20 protein-coding genes are annotated in these 16939 nt (G+C 71.2%); 10 read left to right on the forward strand and 10 right to left on the reverse strand.

Features of this window, described 5'->3' with window-relative positions:
- Positions 1–75: 75 nt before the first annotated feature.
- The 4 genes from ACE1OC_RS15205 to ACE1OC_RS15220 all read left to right on the forward strand — a co-directional run bounded on the left by ACE1OC_RS15205 (position 76) and on the right by ACE1OC_RS15220 (position 4277).
- The gene (locus ACE1OC_RS15205) at positions 76–1569 is read left to right on the forward strand and encodes an APC family permease (protein WP_407837476.1); all 1494 of its coding nucleotides are present in this window, start codon (positions 76–78) and stop codon (positions 1567–1569) included.
- 51 nt (positions 1570–1620) lie between these two features.
- Complete coding sequence (locus ACE1OC_RS15210) at positions 1621–2598, forward strand: hypothetical protein (protein WP_407837477.1); 978 nt, start codon at positions 1621–1623, stop codon at positions 2596–2598.
- Between the two features lie 94 nt (positions 2599–2692).
- On the forward strand, positions 2693–3106 hold the full coding sequence (locus ACE1OC_RS15215; protein ID WP_407837478.1) for a YciI family protein: 414 nt from the start codon (positions 2693–2695) through the stop codon (positions 3104–3106).
- A gap of 25 nt (positions 3107–3131) precedes the next feature.
- The gene (locus ACE1OC_RS15220; RefSeq protein WP_407841566.1) at positions 3132–4277 is read left to right on the forward strand and encodes an RNA polymerase sigma factor; all 1146 of its coding nucleotides are present in this window, start codon (positions 3132–3134) and stop codon (positions 4275–4277) included.
- Positions 4278–4285: 8 nt separating this feature from the next.
- Here ACE1OC_RS15220 and ACE1OC_RS15225 read toward each other — a convergent pair whose 3' ends face one another.
- Positions 4286–4732 (reverse strand): winged helix-turn-helix transcriptional regulator, encoded by a 447-nt coding sequence (locus ACE1OC_RS15225; RefSeq protein WP_407837479.1) that lies wholly within the window; start codon positions 4730–4732, stop codon positions 4286–4288.
- Positions 4733–4873: 141 nt separating this feature from the next.
- Here ACE1OC_RS15225 and ACE1OC_RS15230 point away from each other — a divergent pair, with 141 nt between their 5' ends.
- Positions 4874–5791 (forward strand): NADP-dependent oxidoreductase, encoded by a 918-nt coding sequence (locus ACE1OC_RS15230; RefSeq protein WP_407837480.1) that lies wholly within the window; start codon positions 4874–4876, stop codon positions 5789–5791.
- 55 nt (positions 5792–5846) lie between these two features.
- On the forward strand, positions 5847–6221 hold the full coding sequence (locus tag ACE1OC_RS15235; RefSeq protein ID WP_407837481.1) for a DUF4267 domain-containing protein: 375 nt from the start codon (positions 5847–5849) through the stop codon (positions 6219–6221).
- Between the two features lie 44 nt (positions 6222–6265).
- Here the strand turns inward: ACE1OC_RS15235 and ACE1OC_RS15240 are convergent, their stop codons facing one another.
- Entirely contained in the window at positions 6266–6976 is a 711-nt protein-coding gene (locus ACE1OC_RS15240; protein WP_407837482.1) for a hypothetical protein, read from the reverse strand.
- A 200-nt stretch (positions 6977–7176) separates the two neighbouring features.
- On the opposite strand from ACE1OC_RS15240, the gene ACE1OC_RS15245 reads away from it, so the two are divergent.
- Positions 7177–8583 carry a hypothetical protein gene (locus ACE1OC_RS15245; RefSeq protein ID WP_407837483.1) on the forward strand — a complete coding sequence of 469 codons (1407 nt, stop codon included), beginning with the start codon at positions 7177–7179 and terminating at the stop codon, positions 8581–8583.
- A gap of 158 nt (positions 8584–8741) precedes the next feature.
- On the forward strand, positions 8742–9455 hold the full coding sequence (locus ACE1OC_RS15250; protein WP_407837484.1) for a carbon-nitrogen hydrolase family protein: 714 nt from the start codon (positions 8742–8744) through the stop codon (positions 9453–9455).
- Between the two features lie 40 nt (positions 9456–9495).
- On the opposite strand, the gene ACE1OC_RS15255 is transcribed toward ACE1OC_RS15250, so the two are convergent.
- A complete protein-coding gene (locus tag ACE1OC_RS15255) occupies positions 9496–10398 on the reverse strand; it encodes a GNAT family N-acetyltransferase (RefSeq protein ID WP_407837485.1) in 903 nt (300 codons plus the stop codon).
- A gap of 606 nt (positions 10399–11004) precedes the next feature.
- Positions 11005–11523 (reverse strand): ATP-binding protein, encoded by a 519-nt coding sequence (locus ACE1OC_RS15260; RefSeq protein ID WP_407837486.1) that lies wholly within the window; start codon positions 11521–11523, stop codon positions 11005–11007.
- Positions 11524–11740: 217 nt separating this feature from the next.
- Here ACE1OC_RS15260 and ACE1OC_RS15265 point away from each other — a divergent pair, with 217 nt between their 5' ends.
- Positions 11741–12592, forward strand: a complete 852-nt coding sequence (locus ACE1OC_RS15265; protein ID WP_274549303.1) for a helix-turn-helix domain-containing protein — start codon at positions 11741–11743, stop codon at positions 12590–12592.
- 10 nt (positions 12593–12602) lie between these two features.
- The gene (locus ACE1OC_RS15270) at positions 12603–12800 is read left to right on the forward strand and encodes a hypothetical protein (protein ID WP_407837487.1); all 198 of its coding nucleotides are present in this window, start codon (positions 12603–12605) and stop codon (positions 12798–12800) included.
- A 40-nt stretch (positions 12801–12840) separates the two neighbouring features.
- Here ACE1OC_RS15270 and ACE1OC_RS15275 read toward each other — a convergent pair whose 3' ends face one another.
- The 6 genes from ACE1OC_RS15275 to ACE1OC_RS15300 all read right to left on the reverse strand — a co-directional run bounded on the left by ACE1OC_RS15275 (position 12841) and on the right by ACE1OC_RS15300 (position 16936).
- Entirely contained in the window at positions 12841–13476 is a 636-nt protein-coding gene (locus ACE1OC_RS15275; RefSeq protein ID WP_407837488.1) for an OmpA family protein, read from the reverse strand.
- Positions 13477–13480: 4 nt separating this feature from the next.
- Entirely contained in the window at positions 13481–14068 is a 588-nt protein-coding gene (locus tag ACE1OC_RS15280; RefSeq protein WP_407837489.1) for a hypothetical protein, read from the reverse strand.
- Positions 14069–14098: 30 nt separating this feature from the next.
- The gene (locus tag ACE1OC_RS15285; RefSeq protein ID WP_407837490.1) at positions 14099–14701 is read right to left on the reverse strand and encodes a pilus assembly protein TadG-related protein; all 603 of its coding nucleotides are present in this window, start codon (positions 14699–14701) and stop codon (positions 14099–14101) included.
- Positions 14701–14901 (reverse strand): hypothetical protein, encoded by a 201-nt coding sequence (locus ACE1OC_RS15290; RefSeq protein ID WP_407837491.1) that lies wholly within the window; start codon positions 14899–14901, stop codon positions 14701–14703. Before ACE1OC_RS15290 ends, ACE1OC_RS15285 begins: the two co-directional genes overlap by 1 nt.
- A gap of 110 nt (positions 14902–15011) precedes the next feature.
- Positions 15012–15698: a response regulator gene (locus ACE1OC_RS15295; RefSeq protein WP_407841567.1), complete on the reverse strand. Its 687-nt coding sequence runs from the start codon at positions 15696–15698 to the stop codon at positions 15012–15014.
- Positions 15698–16936 (reverse strand): sensor histidine kinase, encoded by a 1239-nt coding sequence (locus ACE1OC_RS15300; protein ID WP_407837492.1) that lies wholly within the window; start codon positions 16934–16936, stop codon positions 15698–15700. Before ACE1OC_RS15300 ends, ACE1OC_RS15295 begins: the two co-directional genes overlap by 1 nt.
- Positions 16937–16939: the final 3 nt, after the last annotated feature.

Raw genomic sequence — 16939 nt, forward strand, 5'->3', positions numbered from 1 at the left:
AGTAGCCCTTGTGCCCCACCGCCACCGCGGGCAAGATCTAGCCCTTGTACGCGGCTCAGAAGGGCGCAGCCAGTGGTGAGCAGAAGGCCCGGCACCCACGGAGGCGGCCTGCGCGCCGGCACTCTGGGGACGTTCGACTCCATCGTCATGGCGGTCGCGGGCTGCGGGCCGGCGTACACCGTCGCCGCGACGATCCCGGCGCTCATCGCCACCGTCGGGGTCGCGAGTCCCGCCGTGCTCCTCTACTGCGCGATACCGATGACCGGCATCGCGCTGGCCTTCCGTCATCTGGGCCGTCTCGACGTCAACGCCGGGGCCAGTTATGCCTGGGTGGCCCGCACCCTGCATCCCTTCCTCGGTTTCCTCAGCGGCTGGGCCCTGGTCGTCGCGGCGACGGCCTTCCTCGTGTCGGCCACCCTCCCGGCCGGCAGTGCCACGCTCGCCCTCGTCAGCCCGGACCTGGCCGCGCACACCGGCCTGGCCACGGCCGTCGGCGCCGGCTGGTTCCTGCTCATGGCGGGCGTGGTGGCGCTGGGCGCCCGGATCAGCCCGTACACCCGCCGCGTCCTCACCGGCGTGCAGCTCGTGCTGCTCCTGGCCTTCGCCGTCGCGGCCCTGGCCAAGGACGGGAACGCGGCGGAGTTCTCGCTCTCCTGGTTCGGCTTCGGCCACTTCGACGCGTCGCACAGCTTCGTCGCCGGTGCGCTGATCGCGGTCTTCACCTACTGGGGCTGGGACGTCGCCAGCAATCTCAACGAGGAGACCCGGACCAGTCGCCGTTCCTTCGGCCTCGGCGGACTGATCGGAGTCGCGGTGTCGTTCGCGGTCTTCGTCGTCTTCACCCTCGCCACCATCATCCTCATCGGCACGGACGCGGTACGGGAGAACCCCGACGGCTTCCTCTCCGTGCTCGGCGACGCAGTCTGGCCGGGCTGGGGCGGCCGGCTGCTCGTCCTCGCCGTCGTGCTGTCCATGGTCGCCACCCTGGAGACGGCCCTCCTGCAGGCGACCCGCACGCTCTTCGCCATGGGCCGCGACCGCACCGTGCCCGCCGCGTTCGGCCGCATCCACCGGGACTGGCAGACGCCCTCCGTCGCCACCGCCACCGTGGCGGCCGTGGCTCTCCTCCTCTTCGTCGTCTCAGCAACGGCCGGCTCCGGCACGCAGTTCGTCCGGGACGCCCTCAGCGGCGTCGGACTGCACATCGCCTTCTACTACGCCCTCGCCGGGCTGGCGGCCGTGGTCGCCCATCGCAAGGTGCTGTTCCGGTCCGTGGGCACCTTCGTCTTCGTCGGGCTGTGGCCGCTCGGCGGATCCCTGTTCATGGTCTGGATCTTCGCCATGTCGGTTCCGGAACTGACCGGCAGCGCCCTCGCCATCGGCCTCGGGGCGCTCGCGCTGGGGCTGGTCCCGATGGCCTTCTCCCGGCTGCAGGGGGTCTCGTACTTCCGGCCCAGGCCGCTGGATCCGGCACAGGACGCCTTCTACGAGGAGCAGGGCTCGGGACCGGTTCCCGGACCGGGCCTCGCGGCGGCCGAACGGCGGGACGACGTACTCACCGACTTCTGACGCCAAGCCGAGCACGCGCGTCGCCCCCTCCCACCGATCCGAGGACAGTCCATGGCACCCTGGCCGCGCCGCCGCCGTTCCGGCGCAGGAGCACCGGTCTACGACCAGGCGTTCGGCGACCGAAGCCTGGAGCAGTGCCGCCAGGACATGGTGATGGGCCGCTGGGAAGGGGCCCGCGACCTCCTGGCCGAGCACCCCCGCACCGACTGGGACCGGCGCGCGCACCGCATCCGGCTGCTCGCGGACGCGGCGGCGAGCCGGCGCACCGTGGACGTCTGGTACGCCGCCGACCCCACCGATCCGGACGCGGCGGTCCTGCGCGCGGAGACCGAGGTGATGCGGACGTTCGCCGCGGCGCGCAGCGGGGCGATGCCCGCGAACGACAGCCTGGACCAGGTGGCCGGTCTCTGTCTGCGGGCCGCCGAGCTGGCACCCGAGGACCCGTACCCGTACGTCTCCCTCGTGACGATCGCCAGGCTGTACGACCGCGGCGACCCGAACATGGGCCACTGGTGGAAGGAGCTCCGCGCCCGCGACCCCTACCACCGGGAAGGCCACCATCAGGCGCTGCGCTACTTGTCCCCGCGCTGGCACGGATCGAACGGCGAGGCCAACAACTTCGCCTGGGACGTGGCCGTCTACGCCCCGCCCGGCTCGCCGCTCGTGGTGCTGCCGCAGGTGGCGCGGGCGGAGCAGTACCGGCACCAGACGGAGGCGGAGGGGCGCACGGCGATCGGCCTGGCCTACCACTGGAGCGGGGACCGGGCGCGCTGGGACCTGCGCAACGCGCTCGACAACTGGGTCGCCCACCGCACGGTCGCGTACGCCCAGGACGTCGCCGACCTGAACTACCTCGCCCACGGTCTGGTCCACGCGGGCATGGAGGACCGGGCACCGGCCGTCTTCGCCCTGCTGGACAACCGGGCCACGCGGGTCCCGTGGTCGTACAGCGGCGACGCGGAGAGCCTCTTCGTCCGCTGGCGGGACAAGGCCCTGGCCCTGCCGGAGCAGCGCCCGGAAAAATCTTGAAAGTTCTCGTCGGGGGATGTCGAGAACCCGTGCCCTGCTCCGTCTCCTCAGTGGAAGCGGCCAGAATGGGCCGCACGGCACGGAGGAGACCATCATGGCCAAGTACCTGCTTCTCAAGCACTACCGCGGCGCCCCGGCTTGCGCCAACGACGTCCCCATGAGCGAGTGGACGCCGGAGGAGATCACGGCCCACATCCAGTACATGCGCGACTTCGCGGACCGGCTGGAGGGCACCGGCGAGTTCGTCGACGGCCAGGCGCTCGCCCCCGAGGGGACCTGGGTCCGCTACGACGGCGAGGGCCGCCCGCCGGTCACCGACGGCCCCTTCGCCGAGACCAAGGACCTGATCGCCGGCTGGATGGTGATCGACGTGGACAGCTACGAGCGCGCCCTCGAGCTGGCCGGGGAGCTGTCGGCGGCCCCCGGTGCGGGCGGCAAGCCGATCCACGAGTGGCTGGAGCTGCGCCCCTTCCTGGCCGCGCCGCCGACCGTCCCCGAGTGCCACTGACGTGGACGAGCCCCTGGACGAGGCCTTGGACGAGGCCCTGCTCCGGAGCCTCACCCCGCAGGTCCTCGGAATCCTCGTCCGCCGCGGAGCAGACTTCGCGGCGGCCGAGGACGCCGTCCAGGAGGCGCTGCTCGAAGCGGTGCGCGTCTGGCCCGAGGACCCTCCCCGGGATCCGAAGGCCTGGCTGGTCACCGTGGCCTGGCGCCGGTTCCTCGACGCGACGCGGGCGGACACCGCCCGCCGCCGGCGCGAGGACCGGGTGGAGGAGGAACCGGCGCCGGGCCCCGCGCCCGCGGTGGACGACACGCTCCAGCTCTACTTCCTGTGCGCCCACCCCTCCCTGACCCCCTCCTCCGCCGTCGCGCTCACCCTGCGCGCGGTCGGCGGACTCACGACGCGCCAGATCGCCGCGGCCTACCTCGTCCCCGAGGCGACGATGGCGCAGCGCATCAGCCGCGCCAAGCGCACCGTCGCCGACGTCCGCTTCGATCGCCCCGGTGACGTCGGCACCGTCCTGCGCGTCCTCTACCTGGTCTTCAACGAGGGCTACTCCGGCGACGTGGACCTCGCCGCCGAGGCCATCCGCCTCACCCGCGGTCTGGCGGCCTCGATCGACCACCCCGAGGTGTCGGGGCTCCTCGCCCTGATGCTGATCCACCATGCCCGGCGTGCCACGCGCACCACCCCCGACGGCACGCTGGTCCCGCTCGCCGAGCAGGACCGCACCCGCTGGGACAAGGCGCTGATCGCCGAGGGCATCGGCATCCTGCATCCCGCCCTCGCCCGCGACCGGCTGGGGGAGTTCCAGGCGCAGGCCGCCATCGCCGCCCTCCATGCCGACGCGCAGACCACCGAGGAGACCGACTGGGTGCAGATCGTGGAGTGGTACGACGAGCTCGTCCGCCTGACCGACAGCCCGATCGCCCGCCTCAACCGCGCCGTGGCGGTCGGCGAGGCCGACGGCCCGCGCGCCGGCCTGGCGGCGCTGGCGCAGCTCGACCCGACGCTCCCCCGGCACACCGCGGTCGCGGCCTACCTCCACGAGCGCGACGGCGACCCGACCACGGCGGCCCGCCTGTACGCCGAGGCCGCCCACCAGGCCCCCAACCTCGCGGAACGCGACCACCTGACCCGTCAGGCGGCCCGCCTGAACTCGGCCCGCCGCGCCTGATCTCCGCCTCAGTCGGCGGCGTCGCACTTCTCCTGGTCGTAGCCGCCGCGGTGGGTGAGGACCTCCGTCATGTGGCCCTCCGCCCAGGCCTTGATCCCCTTCATGAGCCCCTGGAGCGAGCGGCCGAGGTCGGTCAGCTCGTAGCTGACCGTGACGGGCACCGTGGGGGTCACGGTCCTGGTCACCATCCCGTCGCGCTCCAGTGAGCGCAGCGTCTGCGTCAGCATCTTCTGGCTCACGCCGGAGATCCGGCGCTGCAACTCGGAGAAGCGCATGGGCTGCGGCTCGTCGCCGGGGGTGGTCCCCGGGCCGTCCCCGCCCAGGGCGGCGAGCACGAGGGCGACCCATTTGTCGGAGATGCGCTCCAGGAGCTGGCGGCTGGGACATTGCGCGAAGAACGCGTCGTACTCCGCCTTGGCTGCGGCCCGCCGCTGGGATGCGGTCGTGGTCGGCATGGCTCATCTCCCCGCTCGGTCACTTAGGCACCTTGAGGTGCCTCCTTCCCGCCGGTCAGCAGGTGCCTCCATGGTGGTGACACGCCCAAGCGATGGCAAGGCCATCCACCTCACCGGGCCTTCACGAAGGAGCAGTTGACGATGCAGCACACCACTTCCCGCCGCGCCGTGGTCCGCGTCCCGTCCGGGCCCCGGTCGATCGAGACCGTCACCGTCCCCCTGGCCGAGCCGGGGCCGGCGCAGATCCGGGTCAAGGTCGCCGCCGCGGCGGTCAACCCGGTGGACCTGGGGGTGGCCGGGGGCGTCTTCCACCGGCTCGGCCTGGTCGACCAGCCCCAGCACACCGGGCTCGGCTGGGACTTCGCCGGCACGGTCGACGCCGCCGGACCGGGCGTCGAACTCCGGGTCGGCACGCGGGTCGCCGGGTTCCTCGACGGCTTCAACCGCGACCACGGATCCCATGCCGAACACCTCCTGGTCTCCGCCGCGAAGGTCGCCGTCGTACCGGACACCCTGGACCTGTTCGGGGCGGCCGTGGTGCCGCTCAACGCCACCGCCGCGGCCCAGCTCGTCGACCTCCTCGGCGAGGCACCGGCGGGGGCCGGGCGCCTGCTGGTGACGGGCGCGGCCGGCGCGGTGGGCGCGTACGTCGCCGTACTCGCCCAGGACAGCGGCTGGCAGGTGACCGGGACGGCCCGAGCGGCCGACGAGCCGTTCGTACGGAGCCTCGGCGCCGACTTCGCCACCGGGGTCGGGCAGGGCTGGGACGCCGTCGCCGACGCCGGAGCCCTTCAGGAGGACGCCCTGCGGGCGGTGCGCGACGGCGGCCGCTTCGTGGGCGTGCAGCCCGCGTCCCGACTCCCCGAGGAGCGCGGCATCACCGTCGAGGTCCTCTTCGCCCGTCCCGACGGCCCGCTCCTCGCCCGACTGCTCGAACGGGCGGCGACGGGGGAACTCCCGGCCCGCGTGCACGCCGTCACCCCGCTCGCCGAAGCGGCCGACGCCTACGAGGCGATGGCCAAGGGCGGCGTCCGCGGCCGGATCGTCCTCGTCCCCTGACAGCCCCCGATTCCACCAACTCCACCGCCGACCACATCAACGAACAGGACAGCCGATGCTCACCACCCTTGCCACCGTTCTCGCCGGCCTGCTCGGCGCAGCCCTCATCGCCATGGGCGCGATGGTCTTCGCGAAGCCGCAGAACGCCGCCGGCTTCGGCATCCCCGACACACCGGTCGCCGACCCCGCCTTCCGGTCCTGGCTGCACGTGAAGGGGGCGCGCGAGATCGTGTGCGGGATCTTCATGTTCGTGCTCATCCTCGTCGCGCCGACGTCGGTGCTGGGCTGGTACGTGCTGACCTTCGCGGTGATGCCGATCGCAGACGCGGTGATCGTGCTGCGCAGCGGCGGGCCGAAGGCCACCGCCTACGGCGTCCACGCCGCGACGGCGGCGGTCATGGTGGCGACCGCCATCGGCCTCCTGCTCTGACCCGGTCAGGACGCGGACGCCCCCTGCGACGATTACCGCTACGGCTACGGCTTCCGCCTCACATCGGCCACGCTCACGCCCTCCTCCTCCGAGGCCCCGAACGCTTCGACGCTCACGCCGCTACCGGTTCCCGTGACCTCCAGGGCCAACCGGCTTCCCATCAAGCGCAGGTCGACCCGGGCCCGGGGCGCGCCCGCGTGGTCGGGCATCCGGTGGACGTACGCAGCCGGGTAGCCGAGCTCCGTCAGCTTCTTCTGCATCACCTGGTAGTCGGCCGTCTTCGTGTTCTTGAAGACCTCGCCGATGCGCCGGACGTGGTCGCCGCCGAAGCACTCCTCCGCGGAGTTGAGCGTCACCTCCTCGTAGGGGTCGGCCGGGGTGACGTCGGGGTCCGGCTCCGGCGGCGGGGGAGCATCCGACGGCAGGGGTACCGGGCCGCCCTCCCCGCCCGGCAGCTCCTCCGGCTCGGGCGGGACTCCCCTGGTCTTCAGCTCCCTCGGCTTCTCCAGTTCCTCGACGGAGACGCCCTTCGCGTCCGCGACCTCCTGATCGCAGCTCGACGGCGTGTTGTTCATCAGCTCCAGGAACTTCAGGAACTCCTCCTCGCTCGGCTCGGCATCCCGCGCACTCGCCGCCGAGACCGCACTGCCCGCGAGGGCCTGATCGGTGGCGGCCTTGCCGGTACCGCAGCCGGACAGGACGACGCAGCCGAGTACGGCCAGCAGCAGGGACTTCGGGAGGAGGTGTGATCGCATGCCCGCAGCTTGCCGGGACCCGTCCACCGGCCACATGAGTACGCCTACTCACCCACCCTGAGCAGGTCACGCGGCACGACCGCACATCGGACCATCCGGCTCGATGCCGGGAAGGCAACCAACCGCGCACGGACCGCTGTTAGCCTCGCCAGACCTTGATCGAAAACGGGGAAGCGGGAAACATGCGTACGGCGAGAACAATGGCAGGCGTCGTCCTGTCGGTCACCTTGGCGGCCGGCTGCAGCGGCGCGGGGGGCACGGACGGCAAAGGCACGGGCGGCGCCTTCGGCGAGCAGCTCGAAGCGGCCAAGCCGGCGGTCAAGCTGAGCGTGCCGCCGCAGTACGACGGGGCCAAGGGCTGGGACGAGACCCTCGGCTGGGTGCCCGATTCGGTGAGCACCCTGCCGGTGACGGACGTACCGCGCACCGACCTGGTCGCGATGCTCTACGGGTCTTCCGACGGATACACCGTGCAGGCCAAGGCCGCCGCCGGCGGGAAGGTCGGCTGGAGCTCCGCCCCGTGGAAGGTCCCGACGCCCATCGGAGCCGCCGAGGGCGAGGCCTCGCCCGAGGACGAGGTGGAGATCCCCGACCTGATGGGCTTCGAGCAGGACGGCCGGGGCTATGTCGTCGCGTGGGCCCATGGAATGAGCGGCAAGGACGCGCTGCACGAGGGTACCGAGGTGGTGCGGCTGGCAGTGTTCCCGTCCGACGCCTCGGGCTCGGGGGTCAAGCCCTTGCGGGAGGTGGACGTACCGGTTGAGGCGTCACCGCACGAGGTCCGGGTCGGCGCGCACGGCGGGCGGCTGCTCGTCGCGTACGGGGACCGCGGGCCGTACCCGCGCTCGGGGGCCGCCGTGGACGTGACCACCGGGGCGGTCACCCCCTACAAGGACCTGAACAAGCTCCTGCCCCAGTGCGTTCAGGCCTCCTGCACGACGAGCCGGGTGATGGCGGTGACCCCCGACGGACCACTGGTCTCGATGGGCGGGTCAGGCTTCGGCGTGCCGGGACGCTGGTTCAGCGACACGGTCCGCCCCGACGGGGTTCAGCCGAAGGCCGGCGTCCTCAAGCAGTGGAACGGCAGGGCGTACGGGGTGGCGGCCGGCCGCCTCCTCGCCTCGTGGAAGAACGGAGAAACCTTCGACAAGCCGCGTCCCGACACGTGGTCGGTGCACGACGTCCGGACCGGCGCTCTTCTCGCCCGCATGGAGTGCGCGTCCGGCGAGACCGAGGACATCCTCTCCGAGACCCCCGACCACCGGACCTTCGCCTCCCCCTCGGGCCGCTACCTCGCGGCCGGCCCGGTCACCTTCGACCTGGAGCGCAAGCAGGGCATCTGCCTGGCGGGTGACGGTAACCGCAAGACGATCAACCTCGACTCGGTCCGCGACGACGGGACTGCCTACGGAGAGGTCGAGGAGGAAATGGGATCGACCTCCGACGCGTCCGTCGTCCAGGTCGATCTCAACTCCGCCTCCGGCGAGGCGAAGGTACTGGGCGTGGGAGTCAACGTCCCGCTCGTCACCGGCCTGGGCGGCAGTGGACTCTTCATCACCCGCGACGAAAACAAGCGCATCCTGATCTCACTGCGCCGGGACGCCTGACCCGGTCGAGGTGGCGGGCGTGCAGCACGGGGCTCGAGGCTGCGCACTCGGGCGTGTACCCGTATCCGGTACCAGCCGGGACGTTCACGCGTCCGGTGTGGATACCGGTGAGGATGTAGGGGTTTCCCGCGGCCGGGTCGGCGGCGATGATGAAGGCCATGATCGTCGCAGCCACCCAGTTCGCCCCGGTTGCCGGGGACATCGACGCCAACGTCCGTACCATCGCCGGGCTGATCCGGGCCGCCGGGGCCGACGGCGCCCGTGTGATCGTCTTCGCCGAGCTCGCCGTGACCGGCTACGAGCCGACGCTGATCCGGGACACCCCCGGCCTCGTCCTCACCGAGGACGACGCCCGCCTCGAACCCGTACGGGAGGCGCGCCGTGCCGTCTCGGCGGCGGCGGTCGTCAACGGTCCCGTGCACACGGCGGAGGGCCGGCCCGCGGTCACCTCGCTCGTCATCGGTCCGGATGGCGGCCTCCTCGCCCGGTACGACAAGCAGCACCTGTACGGCATCGAGCAGGAGGTCTTCGCAGCGGGCCGCCGGGACGGCCGCTTTGAGCTGGAGGGCACCCGGTTCGCGCTGGCCACGTGCTACGACAACCGCTTCCCCGGGCTCGCCGAGCGGGCCGCCGCCGACGGCTGCACCGTCTATCTGGCGAGCTCGGTGCTCTCCGCCGACAACGACTCGTTCGAGAAGGTCTATCCGGTGCGGGCCCGGGAGTTCGCTCTCCACGTGGTGCTCGGCAACGTCCTCGGCACCAACGAGGACGGCGTGGGCTGCGGCGCCGCCGGCGCCTGGGGAGCGGACGGCGAACGGACCGCCCACGCGGGCACCGAGGTACCGGGCCACGTGCTCGCCGAGGTCGGCTGAACCGGCGGTCGGGCCAACGGAACATCCCTGAGTCCCTGGGCTAGATCAGGTCGATGCGTTCCTGGGCGATGGGGTAGCCGGCCCTCGCGAAGTGGGCGGCCATCGGAACGTTGGTCTGGTCGGTCCCGGCGACGATGCGGTCCACGCCCTCGTCGGCGAGCTTGTGCGTGGCCTCGACGAGCAGGTCATAGGCGTATCCGTGGCCGCGGTGCTCGGGCACGACGCCGATGTAGCCGATGAGAGGGTCTCCGTAGTGGCGGGCGGGGACGCTCAGGCCGACGAGTTCCCCGGCAGGGTCGTAGGCAAGGCGCCACCACTCGCGCGGGCTCGGCAACCAGCGCAGGTAGTCCAGTTGTTCCTGGGCGGCCGCCTCCAGCCCGGATGCGGCAACGGTGCGGCGCACATGGGCGTCGAGACTGCCCTGGTGAATGCGGCGGAAGACGTCGAGGACCGCCGCGTCGTCGGGCTCGGGACGGAATGCGAGGCGGCCCGGGCGCACGGGCAGGCCGCAGTCCGGCGTCCAGCGGTAGCGGAAGCGCTCGACCAGAGGAGACATGCCTGCGGCGACGGCCGCGTCGATCCGGGCCTGCGCCTGCTCCCGGACTGCGGGGACGTCGCGCCAGCCGGGCGGCAGCTTGAGCGAGTACTCGGCGTGCAGCGGCGAAGCGCGGAGCAGGTCTACGGCCGCGCTGGCGTCCGTGAAGTCGAACCAGTCCAGAGCAAGCGGCTTGTCGTCCTTGGGTCCGGCCCACCAAGCTGCTCGCGCGACGACGACGCCGTCGCGCAGGGCCACCCAGGTCCACTCGGGGCGGTACTCACCGGCGGCGGCCATCCCGCTGTAGGTGTCGCCGAAGGCGGCGAAGCCGACCAGGCCGGGATCGGGCAGGGATTCGAAAAGTGCTTCCTCGCCCGTGGCGAGGGAACGGATGACCAGATCGGTCACGTGAAGGTCCTTCCGGGGAGCGGCGCGCTCCCCTTCAGATCCCCGGCGTCCTCGGAACGGGGTGGGAGCACATGAGAGTCAGCTGGCTCACGGTTCCCACCTCCTTCTTTTCTGCCGTCGAGGACGCGGGCCGAGCGTAACAACGTGATCGAATGACCGACAACGCGATTTTGCCTGCCGCACGCACCCCCTCTCGACCCGCCGCGAGGTACTCGACGTTCTCGCCCCCTCAGACCGGCACCCGGGCCGTGCGTGGAAGCAGGGACCATCGCTCGCCGCGATGCCCGCACCCCGCGCCCCACGCCCCGCACCGAGCGGCCGGTCCACATCGGGTCCGCCCGGACATCGACCGCCAGGCAAACTCGACCGCTCCCGCCCGGACCGCCGACAGCGGCGGCTGACGATCCCTCCCCTGGAACCGGGACCCCGCGGGGAATCGACGATGGTGGCTGCCCCCTCTCGCCCACAGTCGGCGCGAAGCCGAGCCGCCCCTTTGCCATCGACGCAGAGCAGGTCCGCGAGCGCAACGGGCGCCGGCTCGTGCCTACAACTCCGCGCAGTCCTTGACGCTCCGGTGTCGGGGACGCCGCACGGCGGGCGCCCTGATCAGGATGCCGGGCTCGGGCACGCCACCAGGTACCCGGCGGCCCCGGCGACCGGCAGGCTGGCCCAGGTCCGGGTCCCGCCGCCGGGTTCACGGGACTCCCCGAAGCCCCAGGCCCCGCCGCAGTCCCGCACGACGGCGGCCATGACCCGTAGGGCGGTCCTGCGGCGGGCTTCGCAGTGGGCGGCGAGGCGGGGGTGGGTGTGGGGAGCGTGGCCGTCGTACACGGTGAGGCGGAGCGCGTCTTCGCGGTGGCGGAGGGCGAGGTACAGGCTCCGGCCCGGGTCCAAGTACCAGGCTGCGGCGATGAGTTCCCCCACCACCTGTACCGCGGCGGGCACGACCCGGTCGAGGTGATGCGCGTGGAGCACGGACCGTACGGTGCTGCGCGCGATCTGGGCGCTGTACGGCTCCCCGGGCACGGTCAGGCTGCACGAGAGCCCATCGGGCGACGGCGGCTCATCGCTTGGCGGGCAGGCGTCGAAGCAGCCGGGGCTGGGGGGCATGAAGGGGCTGAGCATCACGGACTCCCTGTCATGAGCGGGTTGCTCGCGCGGGTGGGGGCAGTGGCTCGTCGCCGAAGCCGAGGCCCAGGCATGCTGCGGCGATGCACTTCCAACTCCCTTGCGTGAGCGGTGCATTACCGAATGTAGCGCGAGCGGGCCTTTTTTGGCCCACCGTCCGGCAGAAGTCAGCCGTTCGTGCACGAGGGGCGGGCGACGCGTAAGACTGCACCCCATGACCGCGAGGACAGCTCCCACCGAGCGCCAGAAGCGACTGGGTTACGAACTGCGCCGAATGCGCACGTCAGCAGGGATGTCGGCCGAGTTCGCAGCGAGCCTCCTCGCTGTGGACCGGGGCGCGATCTCCGCCATGGAGTCGGGCACACGCGCCATCTCGACCGAACGGATCCGAACACTGGCAGCCAACTGCCAAGTGGACGACGAGCGGTACATCGCCGGGCTGACGGACATGGCTCTGCCCGCCGGCCCACGCTGGTGGGACCGCTACCGGGGTCAGGTACCGCAAGGCTTTCTGGACATCGCCGAGTTGGAGTCCCGCAGCATCCGCATGCGGGTTGCGTACCCGCTCCACATGCCGGGGCTGCTCCAGACCTCGGACCACGCCCTCGCCGTGTTCCGCATGGTCATCCCCGCACTCCCCGAGCACGAGGTCGCACTACGGCTGGCCCTGCGCATCGAGCGCCAGAAGGTCCTGGACGGCGAGAACGCTCCCGCGTTCGTGGCCGTCGTACACGAGGCCGCCCTGCGGATGCGGTTCGGCAGCGCCGACGTCCTGCGGGCACAGCTGAACCACTTGATCCAGCGCTCCGAACAGGAGAATGTGACGTTGCTCGTCCTCCCGTTCGAGGCGGGCGGCTTTCCTGGAGCGGGACAGACGGTGCTCTACGCGGAGGGGCCGACGGCGCAACTCGACACCGTGCAGATCGACAACTCGCACGGGCCCGATTTCCTCCACGCCGAGGCCCAACTTGCGAAGTACCGAGGCCATTTCGAGCTGATGGAGCGGCTGTCGCTACCTCCGGGGCCCTCCCGGGACTTCATCCGCACCATCGCGAGCGAACTGTGAGAGGGACACCGTGACTGACGTGACCTGGGAGGACCCCTTCTGCGGCGAGGGGAACTCCTGCTACCGGATCGGCGTGGACGGGGAGGGCAACAGCTACATAGCCCTGTCCGGCCAGGAGGACATGTACCTCACGGACAGCCGCGAGGCCCTGCAACAGCTGATCAGAGACATCAAGGCCGGCAAGGCCGACCACCTGCTGACGGACTGACCCCGCCCCCCGCCGGAGCGGGTGACGGGGTCAGTCGCCGCTACTTGCTGCTGCGCGGGAAGGTGATCTCCACGCGGCGGTTCTTCTTGCGGCCTTCCTCGGTGCCGTTGTCGGCGATCGGGTAGTCCTCGCTGTAACCGCGGACGTCGAACTTGACCGCCGGGTTGGTGACGGTCTTCGCCAGCTCGGCCTGGACGGCGTCGGCGCGCTTCTTGGAGAGCTCCTTGCCGTGCTCGTAGCTGCCCTGGTCGTCGGTGAAACCGAAGACCCGGACGGTGGTGGCCTTCTGGGAGTTGATCTCCTGCGCGATGGCCTGGATTCGGGCGGCGGCCTGGGCGTTGAAGATGGCACTGTCCTCGGGGAACATCACCTCGGATTGCAGCGCCATCATGACGGTCTGGTTCGTCTCCTGGCGCCGTTCCTCGCCGCCGATGTCCTCGACGACCTCCACCATGTCCAGCACCTTGGGGGCCGCCAGGATGCCTCCCTGGGGGAGCTTCAGCCCTGGAGAGTCGGTCTTGATGGGTGTGGGCGCAGAGGCCGAGGGCTCCGTGCCCGGGGGTACAGACGGCGTGACATCGTCCGCGTAGGCACTTGTCGCGCCGATGAAGTGTGCACCGGCGATGACGAGACCGGCGACGGCCGTGGCAGCGGGAAAGCGATGGCGTTTGGTCATGGGGTCACCCGGATATTTTGATGGTGGCCGCGGCAAAGGTCGGCAGACCGAATACGACCTCGGTGGTGGTGGCTGGTGGTGCGGGGAACTGAGCGAAGAAGCCAGCACTCTCCCCGCTCTTGATGAACGCGAGACCCGTAGTGCATGCACACCGCCCCTCTGTGTCACGCAGCACGAGGTAACGCTTCTTGCCCACGGAGTCGACCAAACTCGCGCCGGCAACCGACGCGGGACTGGCAGTCTTCTCATCACCGCGCAAGGGCCCGATGTTGGAGAACGTCGCGGAACCTGTGTTCTTGATCTGACCGCTGACGGTGACGTACCCATCTTGGTCGCGTACAGCCGAATTCAGCTCCAAAACGACGCCGGACGGCCCTTGCGCCGTAGCAATCACCTCGAGAGGCCCCGACCCTTTGCTGGCGGTGGGTGCAGGCTGCTGAGGGCTACTTCCCTGACTCTGGGGAGTCTCGGACTTCGTCGGCTCCTTCGCCTTCTCGCCACCTCCGCCGCACCCGGCCAACGCGAGGGCCAAGACCGCCGCAACCGCAACGGCCGCTCCCCCGCGGACCTTCGCCTTCTGCCGCATGCTCATGTACGCCGTTTCCTTGTCTCTCGTTCGATGTCAGTCGGCCAGTCGCACAGTGAAGAGTTTCCTCGCCAGCCTGTACAAGGAGCCGGGGTTCGACGGATCCACGGTGATCAGCGATCCGTCCCGGCACTCAATGTCGACAGGACCGCCACCCCCGGGTGGTGGCGGGGTGGTCGCGGGCTGCAGGAAGCACCGTGGTTCGATCAAGGCCGTTGCCCTGGCACGGGCATGCACGTTCTCGGTCCCCGGGATGACCGAGTCCCCGACCGTTCCGTTGGTCGTCACCGAGACGGTGAACTCCGGGACGTCGAAAGCACATTCCGCCGTGGCATCGTTCGAGCCGGCGAAGGCATTCGCCTGGGCGCAGGCCCCCGCGGTATCGAAGCGACGGCCCCTGATGATCTCGTCCCAGTCCTCCGGTGTGAGGGTGAGGAGATTCTTGCCCCGGAACGCGTTGTCCCTGACCTTCTGGGCTGCCGCGAGCGCCGCCGCGTCGGCAGCACCCTGCGCATCGCTGCGCGTGGCCCCCGCCATCCCGACGGCGACGAAGGCCAACGCGGCGAAGAGCATCAATGCCATCATCACGGCATAGAACGGGAGGACCTGACCCTGATCACGCCGGCCCGCACCAGCCATCAGGTCGTGATGTCCGCCAAGACCGCCGAGATGGCGGCCGCGATGTTGGCCGCAAGTCCGCTCCCGATGATCGCCGCGATGATCAACCCGATGATCACGATGATCCCCAGGTACTCGAAGACCGTCTGCCCCTCGTCCGCCCCCCGCCGCAGGCGGTTCTTCCGCTCGACGATCGCCTTGAGCAGCTTGAGGTTCTGCATGGGAGTCCTCTCCAGAGCCGGCGCCGTTATCGGTTCGCGGACGGTACTTCGACGCACCAGCAGTTGCAAAGGGTCCCGGGACCCAATTACGGACCCACTGCGCACTCCGTCTACCCATGGCCAGCCACCCCCGGACGGGCGGTTCCCAGCCAACGGGCTATCGCCTCGCTCCTGGTGGCGGTCTGGAGCTTCGCGAAGATCCGGTTGATGTGGTTCTTGACCGTCTTCTCGCTGATAAAGCAACTGGCTGCGATCTGCTGGTTACTCATGCCGGAAGCGATGAGATCCATGACCTCCTCCTCACGCGAACTCAGCCCGTACACAGCATGGTTGGGAAGACGCTCCGAAGACTGTCCCACAGTTCGTTGCGGATGCGAAGAGGTCCGGAGTTCCGCGAGCACCGCGCTCGCCGCCGTCGGACTGAAATGGGCGCGGCCCGCGCGCACGTCGCGGACGGCTTCGACGAGGTGATCCGGCGTGAATTCGCCGTGCACCAAGTAGCCCCCCGCGCCCAGCAGCAGCGCCTCGCGGACGATCTCCGACTCCTGGCTGTACGTCAGCATCAGGATGGGAGCGAGCTGTACCAGGTGAGGTAGCGCCGAGATGCCGTCCACCCCCGGCATCCGCACGTCCAGCAGAACCACATCAGGGGCATGGAGCCGTGTCAGGTGCAGCGCCCCGCGGCCGTCCGCCGCTTCGGCCGCCACCTCGATGCCCTCCGCGGTGCCCAGGAGGGCCGCCAGCCCGGCCCGTACGACCGGGTTGTCGTCGGCGATGAGCACACGCAGCGGCGCCATCACGCACCCCTCCCCGCGGCGAGGGCCGACAGGGGAAGGGCCAGCCGGACCTGAGTCCCCGGCTGCCCGCCCGGGCGGGGTCCTATGCGGAGGCGGGCGCCCATCTCGGCCGCGCGTTCCGTCATGCCCAGCAGGCCGAATCGGCCCGCGCCGTGCAACGACGCGAGGTCGACGCCGTTCGGGAGGCCGCGGCCGTCGTCCTCGATCACCAGCAGCAGGTCGGAGGCAGCGACGGCCGCCTCGACCGTGATCCGTGCGGCTCCCGCATGGCGACGGGCGTTCTCCAGGGCCTCACCCGCCACCGCCAGCAGGTGCCGGGCCACCGGAGCGGGCACCAAGGGCAGGGTGCCGGTCACGCGCAGCTCCGCGATGTCGGAGTCGATCCGGGCCCGGAGTTCGGCGGCCAGGGACACCCCCGGCTCGTCCGGGTCCCGGCGCAGGTCCGCCAGTACGTCACGGGACTCCGCCGCCGCGCGGCGGGCCGCCCCGGCCACCAGGGCGGCCTGGCGGCGGAGGGTCGCCGGGTCGGTGGTGCGGGTCAGGGAGTCGGCGGCGAGGGCGAGGCCGTGCAGGGTCTTGGCGACGGAGTCGTGCAGCTCGCGGGCCAGGTGGTCCCGTTCGGCCTGTACCGCCTCCGCCACGGCCAGGCGGGCCCTGGCCTCCAGCAGGGCCTGGCCGGCCGTCCCGAACCGGAGGAGCAGGCCGCGCAGGCTCGCCCCGGCCGCGCCCGCGAGGACGCAGAGCACCGCCAGCGTCAGCGCCTCGGCGACCACCGCCACCACGGCCGCCTGGACCACCGCGTAGACCGCCGCACCGGGGCGGCCGTAGACGATCCCGGCCAGCAGCGGGGTGCACACCGAGGCGAGGAGGAGCGGGGAGCCGGGGGTGGCCGTCAGGAACAGGAGTCCGCCGAAGAGCGCCCAGTCGACCGCCAGCGGCCAGCGGTGGCGCAGGAGCAGCGGGCCGAAGCGCTCCCAGTCGCGGAACAGGACGTAGGACAGCAGGAAGGTGAGCAGCACCGCGCCGCCCGCCAGGTGCGTCGGCGTCCCGGGTGCCGTGCGGCTCAGCACCACCGGTGTCCCGAGGGCGATCATCACGAGGCGGAACGCGAAGACCTGACGGCACAGCGCCTGCAGGGCGTTGACCTGGAGGGCGATCGGCAGCTTCACCGCGGGGCGGGCGGAGGGCCGGTCCCGGGCGGCGGCGTACGCCGTGACGTCCAGCGAGGTGGCAGCCATGGC

Origin of the sequence: Streptomyces stoeckheimensis (assembly GCF_045822005.1) — a bacterium.
In the GTDB taxonomy this organism is placed as follows: Bacteria; Actinomycetota; Actinomycetes; order Streptomycetales; family Streptomycetaceae; genus Streptomyces; species Streptomyces stoeckheimensis.